This is a genomic window from Streptomyces sp. JJ66, from assembly GCF_019303495.1.
In the GTDB taxonomy this organism is placed as follows: Bacteria; Actinomycetota; Actinomycetes; order Streptomycetales; family Streptomycetaceae; genus Streptomyces.
This window is the reverse complement of the sequence record NZ_JAEVFI010000023.1, coordinates 24,204-41,661: the sequence shown is the minus strand read 5'-3', so window position 1 is coordinate 41,661 and position 17,458 is coordinate 24,204. Positions and strand designations below refer to the sequence as shown.

Sequence of the window (17,458 nt, the reverse complement as noted above, 5' to 3'; positions counted from 1 at the left end):
ACACCACGGCCATCATCAAAGTCACCGAACACCACAAGGACCTGTTGAAGTGAACACACCCGTTGACGCCGACCTCATGGGCGGCCTCATTCACGCCGCCGACATCCACGGCATCACCAAGCACGTCGTCGGCGCCGTCATCCCCAACGCCAAAGGCAGGGTCCTGCTGCTGCACCGCAGCGCCGACGACTACCTCGGCGGACTGTGGGAACTCCCTTCCGGTGGCGTCGAAGCAGGCGAGAGCCTGACCGAGGCCCTGCGCCGGGAAGTCACCGAGGAGACCGGACTTACGGTGGCCACAATCGGCGCCTACCTCGGACACTTCGACTATCTCTCCAGGAACGGCAATCAGACCCGCCAGTTCAACTTCATGGCAACGACGCACGAGAACGACACGGTCAAGGTCACCGAACACGACGCACACCTATGGGCCGACCTTGCGGGACAGCAGCAGGTCTCCAGCGCCGTGCGGTCCGTCCTCGCGAGCTGGCGCGACACGCATTGACGCCTGCACGCTGAAGGAGGCTGAAGGAGGAGGCCGGCCCGGGCAGCACCGTACCGGACATCGCCGTCACCGGCCCCAACCTGCGTCTTCTCAGCGGCGGCCACCGTGTCCGGGGCATTGGTGCCGACCGTGAGGCCGTGGCGTAGCTGGTGCGCGGCTTCGCGGAGCTGCCGGGCCTGGTTCAGACAGCGATCATCGTAATGCTCCTGGCCGGGGTGGGGTGGGGCACCCCGGCCCCGCCCCCCCCAAGCCCGCGTCCACAATGGCCCCATGGCCGCCACCCCCTGCCCCGACCCCGCGCTCCTCGCCCGCTGGCACGCCCTGCTCACCCGCGCCCGCGACGCCACGCCCAGCCCCGGTCCCGGTCCCAGCCCCGCCCCTGACCCCGAGCCCTACGGCCGCGACCTGCTGGCCCGCTGGGCCGAACCGCAGCGCCGCTACCACACCACCGAGCACCTCGCCGCCGTCCTCGACCGCGTGGACGAACTCGCCGGTCACGCCACCGACCCCGACGCCGTGCGCCTCGCCGCCTGGTTCCACGACGCCGTCTACCGCCCGGACCGCAGCGAGAACGAGGAACGCAGCGCCGCACTGGCCGAGCGCGCCCTGCCCGAAGCGGGCGTGCGCGCGGACCGCACGGCGGAGGTCTCCCGCCTCGTCCGCCTCACCGTCACCCACGACCCGGCCCGGGGCGACACCAACGGCGAGGTGCTGTGCGACGCCGACCTCGCGGTGCTGGCGGGCTCCCCGGACGCCTACGCGGCCTACGCCGCCGCCGTCCGCGCCGAGTACGCCTTCGTCCCCGACGCCACCTTCGCCGCAGGCCGCGCCGACGTCCTGCGCCACCTCCTCGCCCTCCCCCGCCTCTTCCGCACCCCCCACGGCACCACCCACTGGGAAGCCCCGGCCCGCCACAACCTCACCACCGAACTCCGCCTGCTGGGCCACCCCGCCTGACGCCTGCCGACGCCACCGATCAGCGACGTACGCGCGGCGGCGCCTGCCTCCCCCAGTTCGGGAGAGAAGGGGCGGGAGTCGCGCCGGAGGGGTGTTTCGGCCACGGTGGGCCGGCCCCCCAAGTGCCAACCTCATGGGTATGGAACTGCTTGAGGCGTTTGACCGGGCCCTGCGGGCGTTCGACGAGCGGGTGCACCAGGTGGGGGAAGACCAGTGGACGGCCGCGACACCGGCCACCGAGTGGAGTGTGCGGGACGTCGTGGGCCACCTGACGAGCGAGCACCTGTGGGCGCCGTGGCTGCTGCGCGGGGCGACGCTCGCGGAGGTCGGCGACCGGTACGACGGGGACGTGCTCGGGAGCGACCCGGTAGGCGCGTGGGCGCGGGCGGCGTCCGCGTCCCGGCCCGCGTTCCACCGGCCCGGAGCGCTGACGGGCACGGTGCACACCTCGGGCGGCCCCGCCCCGGCCGACGAGTACGCCTGGCAGATGACACTCGACCTGGCCGTGCACGGCTGGGACGTCGCCCGGGGCATCGGGTCCGGGGACCGGATCGACCCGGAGCTGGCCGCCGCGCTCCACGAGCGGTTCGCCGCGCGCATCCCGGAGTGGCAGGACTCCGGCCTGTTCGCCGCGCCTATCGACGTCCCCGGCGACGCCTCCGCCCAGGACCGCCTCATCGCCCTCACCGGCCGCCGCCCCTGACCCCGCCGTCCGCTCACGGCCACACCGCGCCCGACCGGCCCCCACCCCGGCCCGTGTCCACAGCGTGCCCGAGCCCGAAGGCCCCCGCGCCAGGTGGCATTGCCGAACCGCTCCCGCTGTACCGGCCGGTAGGCCATGATGACCGGGCGGGGACCGGAAGCAGGAGCGAGTGCGGAGGTACAGCGGATGGCCAGCCCCACCAGGCCCACGACGGTGCACGTGTTCGGGGACGACGCGCTCGGGGAGCGGGACGCCGTCGGGGTAGCCGAGGCGATACGCCGGGGTGAGGTGAGCGCCGCCGACGTCGCGCGGGCGGCGGCGGAGCGGATACGGGCGGCCGACGAGCACCTGAACGCGGTGCGGGTGTGGACGGACGGACCCGCCCTGGCCCCGGACGGCGCGGGCGGCGTGTTCGCGGGCGTGCCGAGCCTCGTCAAGGACAACACCGACTACCTGGGCCTGCCCACCGGGCACGGCAGCGCCGCCTTCACGCCCCGCCCGGCCAAGCGGCACGCGGCGTTCACGCGGCAGCTGCTCAGCACCGGAGTGACGGTGCTGGGCAAGACGCGGCTGCCGGAGTTCGGGTTCAACGCCACCACCGAGTACGAGCGCGCCGCGCCCGTGCGCAACCCGTGGAACACGGCGTTCTCGGCGGGCGGTTCGACCGGGGGCAGCGCGGCGCTGGTGGCGGCGGGCGCGGTGCCCCTCGCCCACGCCAACGACGGCGGCGGGTCGATCCGCATCCCGGCCGCCTGCTGCGGGCTGGTGGGGCTGAAGCCGACGCGGGGGCGGGTGGTGCCGAACGCGCTGGGCCGCAGGCTGCCGATCGACATCGTCACCGACGGCGTCGTCAGCCGCACGGTGCGGGACACCGCCGCGTTCTTCGCCGCCGCCGAGGCGTACTGGCGTAACCCGCGCCTGCCGCCGCTGGGGCGGGTGGCGGGTCCGGACGAGCGCCGCCGTCTGCGGGTCGGCCTGCTGCTGGACTCACCGGCGGGGGTGACGACGGACGCCGCCACCCGGGCCGCTGTCGCGGACACCGCGGCGACGCTGGAGAAGCTGGGCCACACCGTGGAGCCGGTGACGATCGCGCTGGATGAGCGGTTCGCCGGGGACTTCCTCCTCTACTGGGGCCTGCTGGCCTACCTCGCCGGGGCGACCGGCCGGACGCTGGGCCGCGACTTCGACCGGCGCCGCATGGACGGGCTGAGCCGGGGCCTGCGCGCCCACTACCTGCGGCACGTGGCCAGCACACCGGGGGCGCTGCGCAGGCTGCGCCGCTCGCGGTTCGCGCTGGCCGCCGCCTTCCGCGGGCTGGACGTCATGCTCTCCCCCGTGCTGGCCACCACGACGCCGGTGCTGGGCCACCTGAGCCCGGCCGTGCCGTACGGGACGCTGATGGAACGCACGCTGCGGTACGTGGCGTTCACGCCGCTGAACAACGTCGTCGGCACCCCGGCGATCTCCGTCCCGGCACAGGCGACGACCGACGACGGGCTGCCCATCGGCGTCATGGTCTCCGCCCGCCCCGGTGACGAACGCACGCTGCTGGAGGTGGCGTTCGCGCTGGAGGCCGAGCAGACGTGGCCGCGCGTGCAGCAGGCGGGGGCGTGCTGAGCGGACGCGTGCTGAGCGGACGCGTGCTGAGGCGGGTGTGGCCCGGCGGACGGGCGCTACCGGGCCGGGCGGCCCTTGGGGCGGCGCAGGCCGGCGGCGTTGAGCAGGCGGACGAGTTCGCGGCTGGTGGTCTCCACCGCACCCAGGGTCACGGCGTCGGCGTAGCGGCTGGACAGAATGTCGTAGTGGTCCCGGTCGAACGCGCGCGGCGGGGCACCGAGTTCGGCGGCGAAGGCGTGCAATTCGGCGAAGGAGACGTCGCTGATCAGGTGCGACCACAGGCGGCCGTGCCCGGGCCAGGTGGGCGGGTCGATGTAGAGCGTCACGCGCGCGTCCCCAGGCCGCCGACGGGGGCGACGACGGTGCCGCTGCGCGAGCACACCCAGTGCGGGTCCGCGCCGAGTTCGGGCTCGACGTCCAGGGCGTGCGGTTCGGCGTCCGGGCACAGCGGGCACAGCGGCCAGCGTCCGTAGCGCTCCAGCAGGGCGTCCTGCACGTCCTGCGCGACGAGCCCGGGCACGAACGCGGTGCCTTCGGGCCACTGCGCGACCCACCAGCGGCGGTGCGCGACGGCTTCCTCGACGAGCGAGACGGTGTCGGCTCCGGCCGCGTCGCGGGCGGTGAGGTCGGCGAGGATCAGCGCCCGCGCGGTGTGCAGGGCGGCCTCCAGCGCGTCCTCGGGGCCGGGCACGCCCTCGGGGCCGGGCACGCCGCCGGGTTCAGGGGCGCCGGGTTGGTTCGGGTCGTTCGGGGAGTCGTGCGCGTCCATGCCCCCATTGCACCGCATCCCGCGTGCCCCGGAGCGCGCGGACCCTTGGCGTGCCCCGGAGCGCGGACCATTCACGTGCCCGGGGCGGTGGCCGCCGTCGCGGCCCGGGGCAGGCGGAGGCTTCCGGCACCGCGCGGGCCGCCGCACGCCGCGTCGATGGCGGCACCGCCTCCGCCCGCGTCGGCCCGAACCCGGCCGCGCGCACCAGCGCGGCTGCGGACCGGTACCCCGGCGACATGCCGTGGCGATCACCCCCTCCGGGCGTACCGTGGACGTGATCGACCCGCCGCGCACCGCCGTCGAGCGCGGGGCGACGACGGTGGCCGCACCCCGTACGACGACACGGAGAGCCCACCCCGCATGACCGCACCCCGCGAGCCGCGCCCCGACCTCGACGCGCTGGCCACCGAGGCGTACCGGCCGGAGCTGGCCGGGATCGACCGGCTGCCGACGCTGGAGCTGGCCACGCTGATGAACGCCGAGGACGCCACCGTCCCGGCCGCCGTGGCCGCGTGCCTGCCGCAACTGGCCGCCGCGATCGACGCCGCCGCGCCGCGCATGGCCGACGGCGGACGCCTGGTCTACGCGGGCGCGGGCACCGCCGGGCGGCTGGGCGTGCTGGACGCCAGCGAGTGCCCGCCGACGTTCAACACCGCCCCGGGCACGGTGGTGGGCCTGGTCGCGGGCGGCCCGTCGGCGCTGGTCACGGCCGTCGAGGGGGCCGAGGACGACGCCGGGCTGGCCGCCGCCGACCTGGACGAGCTGGGCCTGACGCCCGCCGACACCGTCGTCGGCGTCTCCGCCTCCGGGCGCACGCCCTACGCCATCGGCGCCGTCGAGCACGCCCGGCGGCTGGGCGCGCTGACCATCGGCCTCGCCGGCAACGCGGGGTCGCCGCTGGGGGCTGCGGCCGAGCACCGGATCGAGGTCGTCACCGGCCCTGAGGTGATCACGGGCTCGACCCGGCTGAAGGCGGGCACGGCCCAGAAGCTGGTGCTCAACATGATCTCGACGATCACCATGATCCGGCTCGGCAAGACCTACGGGAACCTGATGGTCGATGTCCGCGCCTCCAACGCCAAGCTGCACGCCCGCGCACGCCGCATCGTCGCGCTGGCCACGGGCGCGGCGCAGGCGGACGTGGAGGCAGCCCTCACGGCCACCGGCGGCGAGGTCAAGCCCGCGATCCTCACCCTCCTCACCCCGGTGGACGCCAACGAGGCCGCCCGCCTGCTGACCGACGCAGGCGGCCACCTGCGCACCGCCCTGGCCCGCACGGCTAGCGCGGGCCCCCAACCGGCCCCCTGAAGTTCGGTGACCGTGGGCACGCCGCCGTCACCGGCGTCCCGTGTCACCGCCGTGCCGCGTCATCGGCCTCCGCCCGCGCCGGGTTCGGTGACCAGCAGGCCGGTGCGGCCGGTGCGGCGTGCCTCGGCCATCGCCGCCAGGCGCCGGTAGTTCTCCGGTTCCAGCAGGCGCTCCCAGACCGGCCAGTCCTCGACGGCCCAGTGGTCGTGCTCCCCGGGGTCGAGGCGGATGGCGGCGAGCTGGTCGTCCCTCAGCGTGCCGCCGTCGAAGCAGAAGCCCACCTTGGCGAGGGGTGCCCGCGCGGTGTCGCCCCGGACGTAGTGGAGGAGCAGCAGGGGGCGCGGTCCGGTGACGCGCAGGCCCGTCTCCTCGTACGTCTCGCGCACGGCGGTCTGGAACGGGTCCTCGCCCGCGTCCAGGTTGCCGCCCGGTAGCTGCCACGCCCGTTCGGTGAACACCGAGCGCAGCCCGAGTGCCCGGCCGCGCACGTCGGTGAAGAAGCAGCAGGCGTAGACGGTGGCCTTGGGCAGGCCCGCCAGGTACTCCGCCTCCGGCAGCGGCAGCGGCAGTCCCGCGCCGGACGTTTCCCGCATGGTCGTCATGCCCCAGTGGTACCCCGAAACCACCCCGGGAGTGATCCCCCTACCGGTGGCGCCGCCCCGCTTTGGCCCACGGGGCAGCGTTGCGCCGGGAGCCCGGCGGCTCAGCGCCGCCGGACGGAAGGTGCTGGGGGACGGTGTTCCCCGCCAGCGCGGGCGGCTGGCGGGGAGCACCCCGTGTTCAGGCCAGCATCTCGCGGCGGAGGCGGCTGAGCAGGCGGGACAGCAGCCGGGAGACGTGCATCTGGGAGATGCCCAGCTCGGCGCCGATCTCAGCCTGCGTCATCTCCGCGCCGAAGCGCATGTTGATGATGGCGCGTTCACGCTCGTCGAGCTGTTCCAGCAGCGGGGCGAGGGTGTGCAGGTTCTCGACGGCCTCCAGCGCCGGGTCCTCGTCGCCGATGCGTTCGGCGTACGACTGCTGTGCGCCGGTGTCGCTGTCGGTCGCCGGGGTGTCGAGGGAACCGGCGGAGTAGCCGTTGCTGGCGACGATGCCCTCGATCACCTCGTCCACGCTCAGGCCCATGTGCTCGGCGAGTTCCTGCGGTGTGGGCGCGCGGTGCAGGCGGGTGGAGAGCTGGTCGTTGGCGCGCGCGAGGTCGATGCGCAGCTCCTGGAGCCGCCTCGGGACGTGCACGGACCAGCTGGTGTCGCGGAAGAACCGTTTGATCTCGCCGACGATGTAGGGCACGGCGAAGGTGGGGAACTCCACCTCGCGGCCGAGGTCGAAGCGGTCGATCGCCTTGATCAGGCCGATGGTGCCGACCTGGACGACGTCTTCCATGGAATCCGTGCTGTTGCGGAACCGGCGGGCCGCGAAGCGGACCAGGGCCAGGTTCAGCTCTATCAGCGTGTTGCGGACGTACTGGTACTCGTGGGTGCCCTCCTCCAGGACGCGGAGGCGGGCGAAGAAGTGCCTGGACATCTCCCGGGCGTCCGCGGGGCTCACCGCGGACGGATCGTCCACGTGCGGCAGCGGCGGGGCGGCGGGGACGACGGCGGGGGTGATCGCGGTGGTGGCGTGGGCCGCGGTGACCGTGGTGGCGCCGCTGGTGGTCGCCGTGCTCATGGGGCCTCCTTCCCGTTGGGCTGACGTGACATGATCCTTCCTACCCGCAATTGTTGTCACGGCGCAAGCTTCACTTCCCCCTTTCCGCCACGTCTGACGACGGCGGTACGGGGTATTCGTCGCAGCACGAGACCGTGGAACGACCGACCGAGGAGGCACCCGCGTGTCACCCACCAGCACCGATGTCGTCGATCTGATCCTGCGCGACCACCGCAGGATGGAGGAGCTGTTCCGCCGGATGCGCAGCGTGGACGCGGACCGGGGGGCGGCACTGAAGGAACTCTCCGCGCTGCTCGTCGCGCACGCGGAGGCCGAGGAACAGAAGGTCTACCCGGCGCTGCGCCGGTACAAGAAGGTGGACGACGACGAAGTCGAGCACGGCGTCGAGGAGCACGAGGAGGGCAACGAGGCCCTGCTGGCGCTGCTGGAGGTCGGGGAGATCGGCTCCGCCGAGTGGGACGAGAAGCTGGAGGAGCTCGTCACCGCCGTGAACCACCACCTCGACGAGGAGGAGCGCACGCTGCTCAACGACGCCCGCGAGCAGGTCGCCGACGACCGCAGAGCGCAGCTCGGCGAGGCGTTCGCCGCCGCACGCGAGGAGCAGCTGGCAGCGGACTGCGGCCGGGTGGAGAACGTGCGCAAGATCGTCTCTTCGTAGACCGTCCCGCCCGGAGCCCCGTCCCGCCCGGAGCCCGTCCCGCTCGGAGCCCCGTCCCCCTCGGAGCCGACCGACCCCGCCTGCGGACCGCCCGGGCAGGGCCCGTGCCCCGCGCCCCGGGCGCCCCGAAAGGGTCGGCTGCCGCACCACCCCATCGGCACTCGCCGCCCGCGCGGTTAGGGTGGTGCGGGAGGCCGAGCGGCAGGGTGAGGGACAGGTCGGCTCGGGTAACGCTGATCGGAGTGTCGCAGTCATGACCGTGAATTCCGTTCCCCCCCATCGCGAGGCGGGCGAGGCCGCCGAGGCCGCGTGCGAGGTCATCGAGCTGCTCGAACTGCTGTGGGAGCGGGGCCGGGATGCCGTCTCCTCCGCCCCGGTGTCCGCGTCGCAGCTGCGGGTGCTCTACATCCTGGAGCGCGACGAGGGCATCAACCTGCGCACACTGGCCTCGCTGCTGGGCTCGGCGCCGTCGTCGGTGAGCCGCCTGTGCGACCGGCTGGAGGCTGTCGGCTTCGTCGAGCGTGCCCCCAGCCCGGTGAGCCGGCGCGAGCTGGAGCTGCTGCTGACGCCGCCGGGCCGGGACTATCTGCGGGACCTGCGGGCACAGCGTGAGGAGGTGCTGGTGCAGGTGATATCGGCGATGCCCCCCTCCGCGCGCAAGGCCCTCGTCACGGGCCTCACCGGCTTCCAGGCCGCCGCCGGCTTCGGCCCCACGGCGGCTCAGGGCGGCCAGTCCGGCGGCCCGGCCATACGCTCGGCGTAGGCGCCGAGGCCCAGCCCGCCTCGTTTTGCCTCACCAGCCCTGGCCAGCCGCGACGCAGCGCCCCGGGCGATGCCGCGCTCACCCGCACCCCCGTCCGGCGCGGTGGTGCCCGGCCCCGGGCGGGGGCGCACCATCCCGCCCCCGCACACCCCGCCCCGCACACCCCGACCCGCCCGGCGCTGCCTGCGGGCTGCGCGCCCGCCCGGAGGCGTCCTCACTCCTGGCGCAGGTGCTGCTCACAGCGGCCACGGGTCAGGAGGGCGGTCAGGGACCGGTGCACGTGGCGGAAGGCGGACGTCAGCTCGCGGCTGGTGGTGGCGTCGCCCGCGTGCAGGGCCGTGGTCAGTACGGTCAGCCGCCGGGCCCTCACCTCCGCCAGCGCACGGCGTCCCGCCGCCGTCAGCGAGTAGGCGGTCCGCCGCTGGTCGCCGGAGGGCTGGGAGCGCACCAGCAGACCGGCGCTCTCCAGCCGGGTGCACAGGCGGCTCACCGAGGAGGCCGCCGCGTTCAGCCGTTCGCCCAGCACGCGGGGCGAGATCCGCTCGGCCGCGCCGACGACCGCCAGCGCGCGCCGCTGGGCCCGGGGCAGCGCCTCTCCCTCGGCCGTCTCGGCGCACTCCCATAGCCTGACGAGTGCCGCGGCGGCGCGGCGCACGTCCCCGTCGGGTGTGGTCTGGTGTTGCTGCTGCCTCTCCACCCAGAGGCCCCCTTGTGGTCGCCTGCACGCTCACTTCTCGCGCTTGCCCAGCGAAGCGGGAGGAATGCGGGGCCATTGTGGTGACCAGGGCCAGGGGCCAAGTGGGCGGGGGGTCAGGCGGGGGTGGCGCCCGGGCGGCCGTGCCAGTCGAGGCAGAGGACGAGGGCGTCGTCGTCCAGCGGTGTCTCGCCACGGTAGGCCGCCAGTTCGCGCAGGACCGCACTGGGGACCTGGGTGGGCGGCAGCAGGCGGGACGCGGCCAGCGCGCGGGCCAGCGCCCGTTCGCCGTACAGCTCGCCGCTCGCCGACTTGGTGTTGTAGACGCCGTCACTGCTGATCAGCAGGCGGTCACCCGGCTCGACGCGGAACCGCTCGGCGGTGTAGACGGTGTCCTCGAACATGCCGAGCGGGAGCTGCGCGTCGAACCCGACGTGCTCGACGACCGCGTCCCGCTGCCGCCACAGGCGCGGAGAGCCCGCGTCCACGGCCTCCACCTCGCCCGTGGCCAGGTCGAAGCGCAGCAGCAGCACGGAGACGTAGGCGCTGCCCCGGTACTGGGCGTAGACGGCCTGGTCGGCGAGGGCAGCCTGGTCGGCCAGGCTGGTCCCGGCGCGGCGGGCGTTGCGCAGGGCGTTGATGGTGAGGTTGGTGAGCAGCGCGGCCTCTATGCCCGAGCCCATGCCGTTGGTGACGGTGAGGGTGAGGTGGTCGGACGAGCAGGACCAGTCGTAGTTGTCGCCGAAGATGGCGTACGCCGGTTCCAGGTGGGCGCCGAGGGCGAATTCCGGGCGGGAGAGGGCGCCTCCGGGCAGCAGCTGCCACTGCATCTCGGCGGCCAGGGTGAGCCGTGAGGCGCGCCGGGCCAGCTTGTACAGGTCGGTGTCGCGGTCGGCGACGAGGATCTCGTGCCCCAGCGCCGCGCACACGTGCGCCATCTCCGGCAGCACCGACTGGTCGAACCGTTCGCGCGGCATGGTGACGGACAGTACGCCCATCCGGTCGCCGCGCGCGGTGACCGGCAGGTGCACGATGACGGTGGGGCTGTTCGGGAGACTGACGACGTGCGGCGCCTGCGCGCCGAACGCGCGTCCCTGCGGACTGCCGTGGATGCTGACCCCTTCCGCGTCCAGCGGCAGGGTGGACACGGACTGGAGCGAGATCAGGCCGTAGTCGGCGAGGCGCAGATCGACGCGGTCGGCGCCGTACTGCTCGCGCAGGGCGGCGGTGACGACGTCGAGCAGCAGATGCGGTTCGGCGGCACGCAGGGCTCGCTCCACGACGCTGGTTCTCTCCACGGTTGCTCCCGTCCAAGCCGACCGGCAAGCCGGGGGCTGTCCGGAAGGGGCGGTCAAGACGCCGACGATCTTACATCGGGCGACAACATTTGCTGTCCAGCAACGAACGGCGGGTGAAGCCCACCCGACGATACGAGTGCCCCACTTCGCACCTCCCTGAAACGGGTGACCGACCCGAACGAGTGACCAGCCCCCGGTCCTGGAGCCAGGAAGCGCCGCCGAAACGTCCGGGGGGGGAGCGCCCGCCACTCACCCGCGCGGGAGGCGCACCACCGTGACGAAGAACTCGTCGATCTTGCGGATCGCGGCGATGAACTGCTCCAGGTCCACCGGCTTGGTGACGTACGCGCTCGCGTGCAGCCGGTAGCTGCGCAGGATGTCCTCCTCCGCCGAGGACGTGGTGAGCACCACCACCGGGATGTGCCCCAGGTCCTCGTCGGCCTTGATCCGCTCCAGCACCTGCCGCCCGTCGTACTTGGGCAGGTTTAGGTCGAGCAGGATCAGGTCAGGGCGCGGCGCGTCGGCGTACGGGCCGCGCCGGTAGAGGAAGTCCAGTGCCTCCTCCCCGTCCCGCACCACGTGCAGGATGTTGCCGATCTTGTTGTCCTCGAACGCCTCGCGGGTCATCAGCTCGTCGCCGGGATCGTCCTCGACGAGCAGCACCTCGATGGGCTCATGGCCGGGTTCGGTGGTCATACGGTGGTCCCTTCGGACGGAAGCGCGAAACACACCCGGGTGCCGCCGGTGTGCACGGTCTCAAGCCAGATCGTCCCACCGTGGTGCTCGACGATCTTCTTGCACAGCGCGAGCCCGATCCCGGTGCCCGCGTAAGCGTCACGGCCGTGGAGCCGCTGGAAGATGACGAACACCTTCTCAGCGAACTCCTCCGGCACCCCGATGCCGTTGTCAGCGACGCACAGCTGCCAGCCGGAGCCGTCGTCCTTCTCCTCCACCGTGACGCGGATCTCCGGCGCCAGCTCAGGGCGCCGGAACTTCACCGCGTTGCCGACGAGGTTCTGCCACAGCATGGTGAGCAGGGTCGGGTCCCCAGTGATCCGCGGAAGCCGCTCGGGCCGCTCCACCACGGCGCCGCTCTCCTCGATGGCGGAGCCGAGGTTGGCCAGCGCGCGGTCCAGCACGGCGTCCAGCGGCACGGGTTCGCGCGCGTCGTGCAGGCGGCCGACGCGGGAGAACGTCAGCAGGTCGTTGATCAGCACCTGCATGCGCTTGGCACCGTCCACGGCGAAGTCGATGTACTGCTTGCCGCGCTCGTCCAGCTGCTGCCCGTACCGCTTGTCCAGCAGCTGGCAGAACGAGGCCACCTTGCGCAGCGGCTCCTGAAGATCATGCGAGGCGACGTAGGCGAACTGCTCCAGCTCCGCGTTGGACCGCTCCAGCTCGGTGGTGTGCCGGTCCAGCTCCTCGGCCTGCCGCTCCAGCAGCGTCTCACGCGCCCGGGCGGCGTCCAGCTCGGCGACGATGTGCTCGCGCATCGCCTCCACCGCCCCGCCCACCGCGCGCAGGTCCGCGGGGCCGGTGGCCGGAATGTGGTACGTCACCTCGCCGTCAGCCACCCGCTGCACGGCGGTGCGCAGGGCCCGCAGCGGGCGCAGTACGGCCAGGCGCAGCAGGAACGCCAGCCCCACGGCGATCGCGAGGAACGCCGCCAGCATGCCGGCGAACAGCCAGGCGTGCGTGGTGTCGGTGGCCTCCATCTCGGTGACCGCCTCCTCGCGCGTGGCGAGCAGATGCTCCTCCTGGAGACTGAACACGTCCCGCAGCCGGTCGAACGCCTGCTTGCTGGCGCTCAGTTCCTCGTCCGTCTCGGTGTAGACGGCGCCCGCCTCCACCTGCGCAATCAGCGGCTCGGCGTGGTCCTCGCGCCAGGTGGCGGCCTGGCGCTCGATCTCGGCCAGGTCCTCCCGCAGCGTGGGGTAGTCCGCCAGCACCGGGCGCAGCCGCTCCAGGGCAGCGTCCTCGTCTTCCGCGCCCGCCGTGTAGGGCTCCAGCCAGGCTTCGTCGCGGCTGATGACGTAGCCGCGCAACCCCCTCTCCTGGTCCAGCAGCGCCTTCTGGAGCCGGTAGGTCTCGGTCTGGGCAGGCTGGGCACGATGCACCAGGTCCTCGGCCTGATCGTTGCCGCGCTCCAGCAGCAGCGCGCCGGCGACGGCACACGCGACGACGAGCACCACGATGGTGGTGACGAACAGATACAGCCAGCCCTGGACCGTCAGTCTCGGGCCGGTGCGGGGATCGCTCACGCGCTGGGCTTCCATTCCAGGTGGACGACGGCTATGTCATCGCTGTGCCCGCCGTGCTCCTCGGACAGTGAGCGGGTGCGGTGGATCAGGGCGGGCACGAACTCGGCGCCGGGCAGCCCCGCCAGGTCGCGGGCCAGCTCCAGCAGACCGAGCTCGCCCAGCCGCTCGCCGCGCGGCCCGCACCGGCCCTCGAACAGGCCGTCGGTGAACAGCACCAGCGCCCCGGCGGACGGCAGCGGTCGCTCCCGCACGGGCCAGACCGCCAGCTCCTCGGGCAGCAGGCCGAGCGCGGGACCGGTGTCCGGGTCCAGCAGCTCCACGGCGCCCCGGTCCGCGTCCCGCAGGAACAGCGGCGGGTGCCCGGCCCGGATCACCCGCGCCGTGCCCCGGGCGGGCGCCAGCTCGACGGTGGTGACGGTGGCGAAGATCTCCGGCCGCGTCCGCTCGGCGACCAACAGCTCCTGCATCAGCCGCAGCACCTCAGGCCCGCTCGCCCCGGCCAGCGTGAACGAGCGCCACGCCACCCGCAGGCACACTCCGAGCGCCGCCTCGTCCGGCCCGTGCCCGGAGACGTCGCCGATCACCGCGTGCACGGTGCCGTCGGCGGTGGCGACCACGTCGTAGAAGTCGCCGCCCAGCAGCGCCTGCTCACGGCCCGGCTCGTAGCGGGCCACCACGTCCACCGCGCGGCTGCGCAGCAGCGGAGACGGGAGCAGACCGCGCTCCAGCCGCCGGTTCTCCTGCGCCCGCAGCTGGCTGGCCTGGAGGGCGGCCGTCGCCTGTTCTATTTGCCGGCGCTGGATGGCGTAGCGGATCGCGCGGCCCAGCAGCGCGGGCTCGAACAGGCCCTTGACCAGGTAGTCCTGGGCGCCCGCGGTGACCGCGGCCAGCCCGGCGTCCTCCTCGGCCAGGCCGGTCAGCACCACCACCGCCGCGCGCGGCGCGAGCCCGAGCATCTGCTGCACGACGTCCACGCCCTGCCCGTCCGGCAGGTGCAGGTCCAGCAGCACACAGTGCGGCTCGGGGACGTCAACGAGCACGGCCTTGGCGTCGGCGAGCGAGCGGGCCCGGCTGAGCCGCACGGTGACGCCGCTGTCCAGCAGCAGCTCCTCGACCAGCAGCGCGTCGCCGTCGTCGTCCTCGACCAGCAGCACTTCGGGCACAGGTGCCTCGGGCACGGGCAGCTCGGGCACGGGCACCTCGGACAGCCGCTCCGTGGCGTCACCGGGCGCGGTCACCTCCGCGTCCAGGCCCGGCATCCGGCTCGCGGCGACCCGCACCGCGAGCTCGTCCGGATCGGGCACGCCGACGGTCTCCGTCACAGCCCCCACCTCCGATATCCCTGGACGCCGACGCCTGCCGACGCGCTTGCGGCAAGGAGGATACTTGCCGCAAGCGAATAATTGCAGCGGCCGTCCACGCCGCACACCCGACCCCCTGCTTCGCGCCCCAACCCCGGCCCCCGTCCCCTCTTCCTCCCGCGCGCCGCTCCCACCCTCCGCACACCGCTCCCGCCCTCCTCCCCCGGTTTGCCGCCCCCAGCGCCGGGAAGCCGCAACCACAAGCACACTCCACGCGGAAGGGGGGCTGCGGAATGAAACCCGCGTCCGAAGCGCCCGTCCTCACCTGGGACGTTCCCCGGGCACCCGGTGCCTTCGCCCGGGCCCGGGACCTGGTGCGGGCAACACTGCGCCGGTGGGGCTGCGACACCGAGGGGGTGGACGTCGTGGTGCTCCTGGTCACGGAAATGGTCACCAACGCCCACCGGCACGCCGACAGCGATGCCTGCCTGCGCCTGCGCCCGTCCGGCCATGGCGTGGAGGTCGCCGTGGCCGACGCCAGCCCGCTGCCCCCGGTGCGCCGCACACCCGACGTCACCTCCGGCACCGGCGGGCTGGGCCTGCAGATACTCGAACGCCTCGCCAGCCGCTGGGGCGTCGAACCCCACGGCCCGGGCAAACGCGTGTGGGCCGACGTCCCCTGTCACACCGGGCTGGCGTCGGCGGCCGTCGCGCCCGCGGGTTAGCTTGGGGGTGCGAACACGTATCCAGTAACGGAGCCGATGGTGCTGAGCGACACCGACCGACTGACCCTCACGGACGTCGTCCGCACCGAGGGCTGTGCGATGCTGCGCGTCGCGGGCAAGCTCGACGTCTCCACCGAGCAGCAGCTCCTGCGCCGCGCCGGCGATCTGGTGGACGACGGCCGCCACCACCTGCTCCTGGACCTCACCGCGCTGTCCTTCTGCGACTCCCGCGGCCTGAACTGCCTGCTCTCGGTGAACTGGCTGTGCCGCCGTCTGAACGGCTCACTGCTGCTCGCCGGGGTGGGCAGCCGCATCATGGAGCTGTTCGCCCTCACCGGCACCCGGCACCTGTTCCGCTGCTTCCCCACCCCCGGCGAAGCCATCACCGCCGTCCCCGCGGACCTGCGCCCGCCCTGGCCCCCCGCCCCGCACTCCAGCCCCTCCGGAGCCTGAGCACCACAGCCGGAGGCGACGCCCCCGCCCAGCGGGAAACCCGGAGTCCCGGGGGTCACCGCTACGGGGTTTCGCCGAGGGGGAGGGCCACAGGCAACCTCACCGCGCCGAAGGCGACACGTACGCCCCATACGACGGCGACGACGCCCACGACGGCAGCCGCACCGCACGCCACCCCCGCGCATACCCCGGCGCCCGCTCACCGCCCGCCACCAGCACCGCCACCGGCATCCGCTCCGCGAGCCCCCGCAGCCCGGCCACCGTGATCGACTCGTCGTGCCCCGATGCCTGCCGCGACGCGCACCCCGCCCGGTACGCCACCCGTACCGCGTCGTGCCCGGAGACGACGCACGGCGTCCGCACCCCGGCCCGGTTCAGCTCTGCCGCCACCGCGGCGACCGCCTCCCCCGCCGCACCGCTGCGCGCCGCCGCACCCCGCGCCACGCCCACCTGCACCGCCACGTGGGCCGCGAGCGCGAGCACCAGCACGCCAGCGACCACGGGGCGCAGCCCGCGCCGTCCGCCCGTGACCAGCCGCACCAGGCCGAAGGCGACGGGCAGGGCCAGCAGCGCGTACGTGGGCAGCAGGAAGCGCGGCGCGGCGTAGTCGATCAGCAACAGGTACGGCACCGCCAGCGTCCCGCCGACGGCGGTGGCCAGCACCACCGGCGCCCGCCACCGGCGCCGCACCCCCCGGGCCCGCAGCGCCACGACGAGCCCGTAGCCGACGGCCAGCGGCAGCAGCAGCCACCACAGGCCGGTGACCGGCTGCTCCCAGCCGATGGTGCACGGCCGACACAGCGACCGCCCCGCCTGCGCGTACAGCTGGTCCGCGAACGCCAGGTTCCAGCCCAGGCCGCCCTGGATCTCGCTGGCCCGCTCCAGCCGGGCCAGCAGCCCGCCGTAGTCCGCGTACGCGTCGGCGACCCACGGCGCGGCACCGGCCAGCGGCCCGAGCACGAGCGCCGCCAGCAGCCGCGCCCGCCGCCAGCCGGGCACGACCAGGGCGGCGACACCCAGCGGCAGCGCGAGCCACGCGGCGTCCGGCGGGCGCAGCAGCGCGACGGCGGCGAGGGTCAGCCCCAGCCCCACCAGCGCGCCCCTGTCACCGGCGTCGGCACCGGCACGCAGGAAGCAGCCGACGGCGGCGAGCGCCGCGAGGGCCACCCACAGGTTGGGCATGACCTGGGGTCCGTAGAACAGGCTGATCCACAAGGTGGCGAACAGCCCGCCGGCGAGGGCCAGCACCGGCGGCGGCAGCAGGTGGCGCCACACCCACAGGGCGAGGAACAGCGCCAGCCCGGACAGGGCGGCCAGGTAGAGCCGCAGCGCCGTCTCGGAGCCCGTCACCGCGAGAAGGGGCGCCACCAGGTAACTGATGCCCCGCGCCCGGGGGGCGCTGAGGTAGGCGGCGGGGTGGCGGGGGTCCACCTGGCTGACGTAGACGGTCTCGTCCCATCCGAGCCCGAGCCCCGGGACGACGAGCACGAGCTGGAGCAGCACGTATCCCACGGCGGTGCCGCCCAGCCACAGCACCGGCCGGTCCCCCCGGGCGTCGAGCTGCCGCAGCGCGACGCGAAAACGTTCCTGCTGCTGACCGGAGAGCAGCGGGCTCAGAGACTGCATGCGGACCTCGTACCTCGAACCAGCCGTGGGCGTGCACCCCGCCCACCCGCAACCCTCCCCCCACCCCACCCGCCCCACCACACGGACTACGTCACCCGGCGGACACCCACGCCTGCCATGCGGCCCACTTGCCGGAGCCGTCTCAACCCACC

Annotated in this window: 19 protein-coding genes; 9 read left to right on the top strand and 10 right to left on the bottom strand. The window is 73.9% G+C overall.

Going from position 1 to position 17,458, the window contains the following annotated elements:
- Positions 1-49 precede the first annotated feature (49 nt).
- The 4 genes from JJV70_RS16815 to JJV70_RS16800 all read left to right on the top strand — a co-directional run bounded on the left by JJV70_RS16815 (position 50) and on the right by JJV70_RS16800 (position 3,782).
- Positions 50-505 (top strand): NUDIX hydrolase, encoded by a 456-nt coding sequence (locus JJV70_RS16815; RefSeq protein WP_308294855.1) that lies wholly within the window; start codon positions 50-52, stop codon positions 503-505.
- A 270-nt stretch (positions 506-775) separates the two neighbouring features.
- The gene (locus JJV70_RS16810; RefSeq protein WP_219048811.1) at positions 776-1,462 is read left to right on the top strand and encodes a hypothetical protein; all 687 of its coding nucleotides are present in this window, start codon (positions 776-778) and stop codon (positions 1,460-1,462) included.
- Positions 1,463-1,601: 139 nt separating this feature from the next.
- Positions 1,602-2,165, top strand: coding sequence for a TIGR03086 family metal-binding protein (locus JJV70_RS16805; protein WP_219048810.1), 564 nt, complete (start codon positions 1,602-1,604; stop codon positions 2,163-2,165).
- A gap of 186 nt (positions 2,166-2,351) precedes the next feature.
- Positions 2,352-3,782, top strand: a complete 1,431-nt coding sequence (locus tag JJV70_RS16800) for an amidase (RefSeq protein WP_219048809.1) — start codon at positions 2,352-2,354, stop codon at positions 3,780-3,782.
- 56 nt (positions 3,783-3,838) lie between these two features.
- Here JJV70_RS16800 and JJV70_RS16795 read toward each other — a convergent pair whose 3' ends face one another.
- A complete protein-coding gene (locus JJV70_RS16795) occupies positions 3,839-4,108 on the bottom strand; it encodes a DUF4031 domain-containing protein (RefSeq protein WP_219048808.1) in 270 nt (89 codons plus the stop codon).
- Positions 4,105-4,551 carry a hypothetical protein gene (locus JJV70_RS16790; RefSeq protein ID WP_257574079.1) on the bottom strand — a complete coding sequence of 149 codons (447 nt, stop codon included), beginning with the start codon at positions 4,549-4,551 and terminating at the stop codon, positions 4,105-4,107. Before JJV70_RS16790 ends, JJV70_RS16795 begins: the two co-directional genes overlap by 4 nt.
- A 360-nt stretch (positions 4,552-4,911) precedes the next feature.
- Here JJV70_RS16790 and murQ point away from each other — a divergent pair, with 360 nt between their 5' ends.
- Positions 4,912-5,859, top strand: coding sequence for an N-acetylmuramic acid 6-phosphate etherase (gene murQ, locus JJV70_RS16785; protein ID WP_219048807.1), 948 nt, complete (start codon positions 4,912-4,914; stop codon positions 5,857-5,859).
- Between the two features lie 59 nt (positions 5,860-5,918).
- On the opposite strand, the gene JJV70_RS16780 is transcribed toward murQ, so the two are convergent.
- Complete coding sequence (locus tag JJV70_RS16780) at positions 5,919-6,461, bottom strand: NUDIX domain-containing protein (RefSeq protein ID WP_257574078.1); 543 nt, start codon at positions 6,459-6,461, stop codon at positions 5,919-5,921.
- Positions 6,462-6,639: 178 nt separating this feature from the next.
- A complete protein-coding gene (locus JJV70_RS16775) occupies positions 6,640-7,527 on the bottom strand; it encodes a SigB/SigF/SigG family RNA polymerase sigma factor (RefSeq protein ID WP_219048806.1) in 888 nt (295 codons plus the stop codon).
- 163 nt (positions 7,528-7,690) lie between these two features.
- On the opposite strand from JJV70_RS16775, the gene JJV70_RS16770 reads away from it, so the two are divergent.
- Positions 7,691-8,185 (top strand): hemerythrin domain-containing protein, encoded by a 495-nt coding sequence (locus JJV70_RS16770; RefSeq protein ID WP_308294854.1) that lies wholly within the window; start codon positions 7,691-7,693, stop codon positions 8,183-8,185.
- A 253-nt stretch (positions 8,186-8,438) separates the two neighbouring features.
- Positions 8,439-8,948 (top strand): MarR family winged helix-turn-helix transcriptional regulator, encoded by a 510-nt coding sequence (locus tag JJV70_RS16765; protein ID WP_219048805.1) that lies wholly within the window; start codon positions 8,439-8,441, stop codon positions 8,946-8,948.
- 214 nt (positions 8,949-9,162) lie between these two features.
- Here JJV70_RS16765 and JJV70_RS16760 read toward each other — a convergent pair whose 3' ends face one another.
- The 5 genes from JJV70_RS16760 to JJV70_RS16740 form a co-directional block, all read right to left on the bottom strand.
- Entirely contained in the window at positions 9,163-9,645 is a 483-nt protein-coding gene (locus JJV70_RS16760) for a MarR family winged helix-turn-helix transcriptional regulator (protein ID WP_219048804.1), read from the bottom strand.
- Between the two features lie 113 nt (positions 9,646-9,758).
- Positions 9,759-10,940 (bottom strand): PP2C family protein-serine/threonine phosphatase, encoded by a 1,182-nt coding sequence (locus JJV70_RS16755; protein ID WP_219048803.1) that lies wholly within the window; start codon positions 10,938-10,940, stop codon positions 9,759-9,761.
- A 249-nt stretch (positions 10,941-11,189) separates the two neighbouring features.
- A complete protein-coding gene (locus tag JJV70_RS16750) occupies positions 11,190-11,636 on the bottom strand; it encodes a response regulator (protein WP_219048802.1) in 447 nt (148 codons plus the stop codon).
- Complete coding sequence (locus JJV70_RS16745; RefSeq protein WP_308294853.1) at positions 11,633-13,201, bottom strand: ATP-binding protein; 1,569 nt, start codon at positions 13,199-13,201, stop codon at positions 11,633-11,635. Before JJV70_RS16745 ends, JJV70_RS16750 begins: the two co-directional genes overlap by 4 nt.
- Positions 13,198-14,439 carry a PP2C family protein-serine/threonine phosphatase gene (locus JJV70_RS16740; protein ID WP_374227310.1) on the bottom strand — a complete coding sequence of 414 codons (1,242 nt, stop codon included), beginning with the start codon at positions 14,437-14,439 and terminating at the stop codon, positions 13,198-13,200. The genes JJV70_RS16745 and JJV70_RS16740 overlap by 4 nt, the downstream gene beginning before the upstream one ends.
- A gap of 356 nt (positions 14,440-14,795) precedes the next feature.
- Here JJV70_RS16740 and JJV70_RS16735 point away from each other — a divergent pair, with 356 nt between their 5' ends.
- Complete coding sequence (locus JJV70_RS16735; RefSeq protein ID WP_219048800.1) at positions 14,796-15,227, top strand: ATP-binding protein; 432 nt, start codon at positions 14,796-14,798, stop codon at positions 15,225-15,227.
- Positions 15,228-15,263: 36 nt separating this feature from the next.
- Positions 15,264-15,680 carry an STAS domain-containing protein gene (locus tag JJV70_RS16730; RefSeq protein WP_219048799.1) on the top strand — a complete coding sequence of 139 codons (417 nt, stop codon included), beginning with the start codon at positions 15,264-15,266 and terminating at the stop codon, positions 15,678-15,680.
- A 99-nt stretch (positions 15,681-15,779) separates the two neighbouring features.
- On the opposite strand, the gene JJV70_RS16725 is transcribed toward JJV70_RS16730, so the two are convergent.
- The gene (locus JJV70_RS16725; protein ID WP_257574077.1) at positions 15,780-17,306 is read right to left on the bottom strand and encodes a hypothetical protein; all 1,527 of its coding nucleotides are present in this window, start codon (positions 17,304-17,306) and stop codon (positions 15,780-15,782) included.
- Positions 17,307-17,458: the final 152 nt, after the last annotated feature.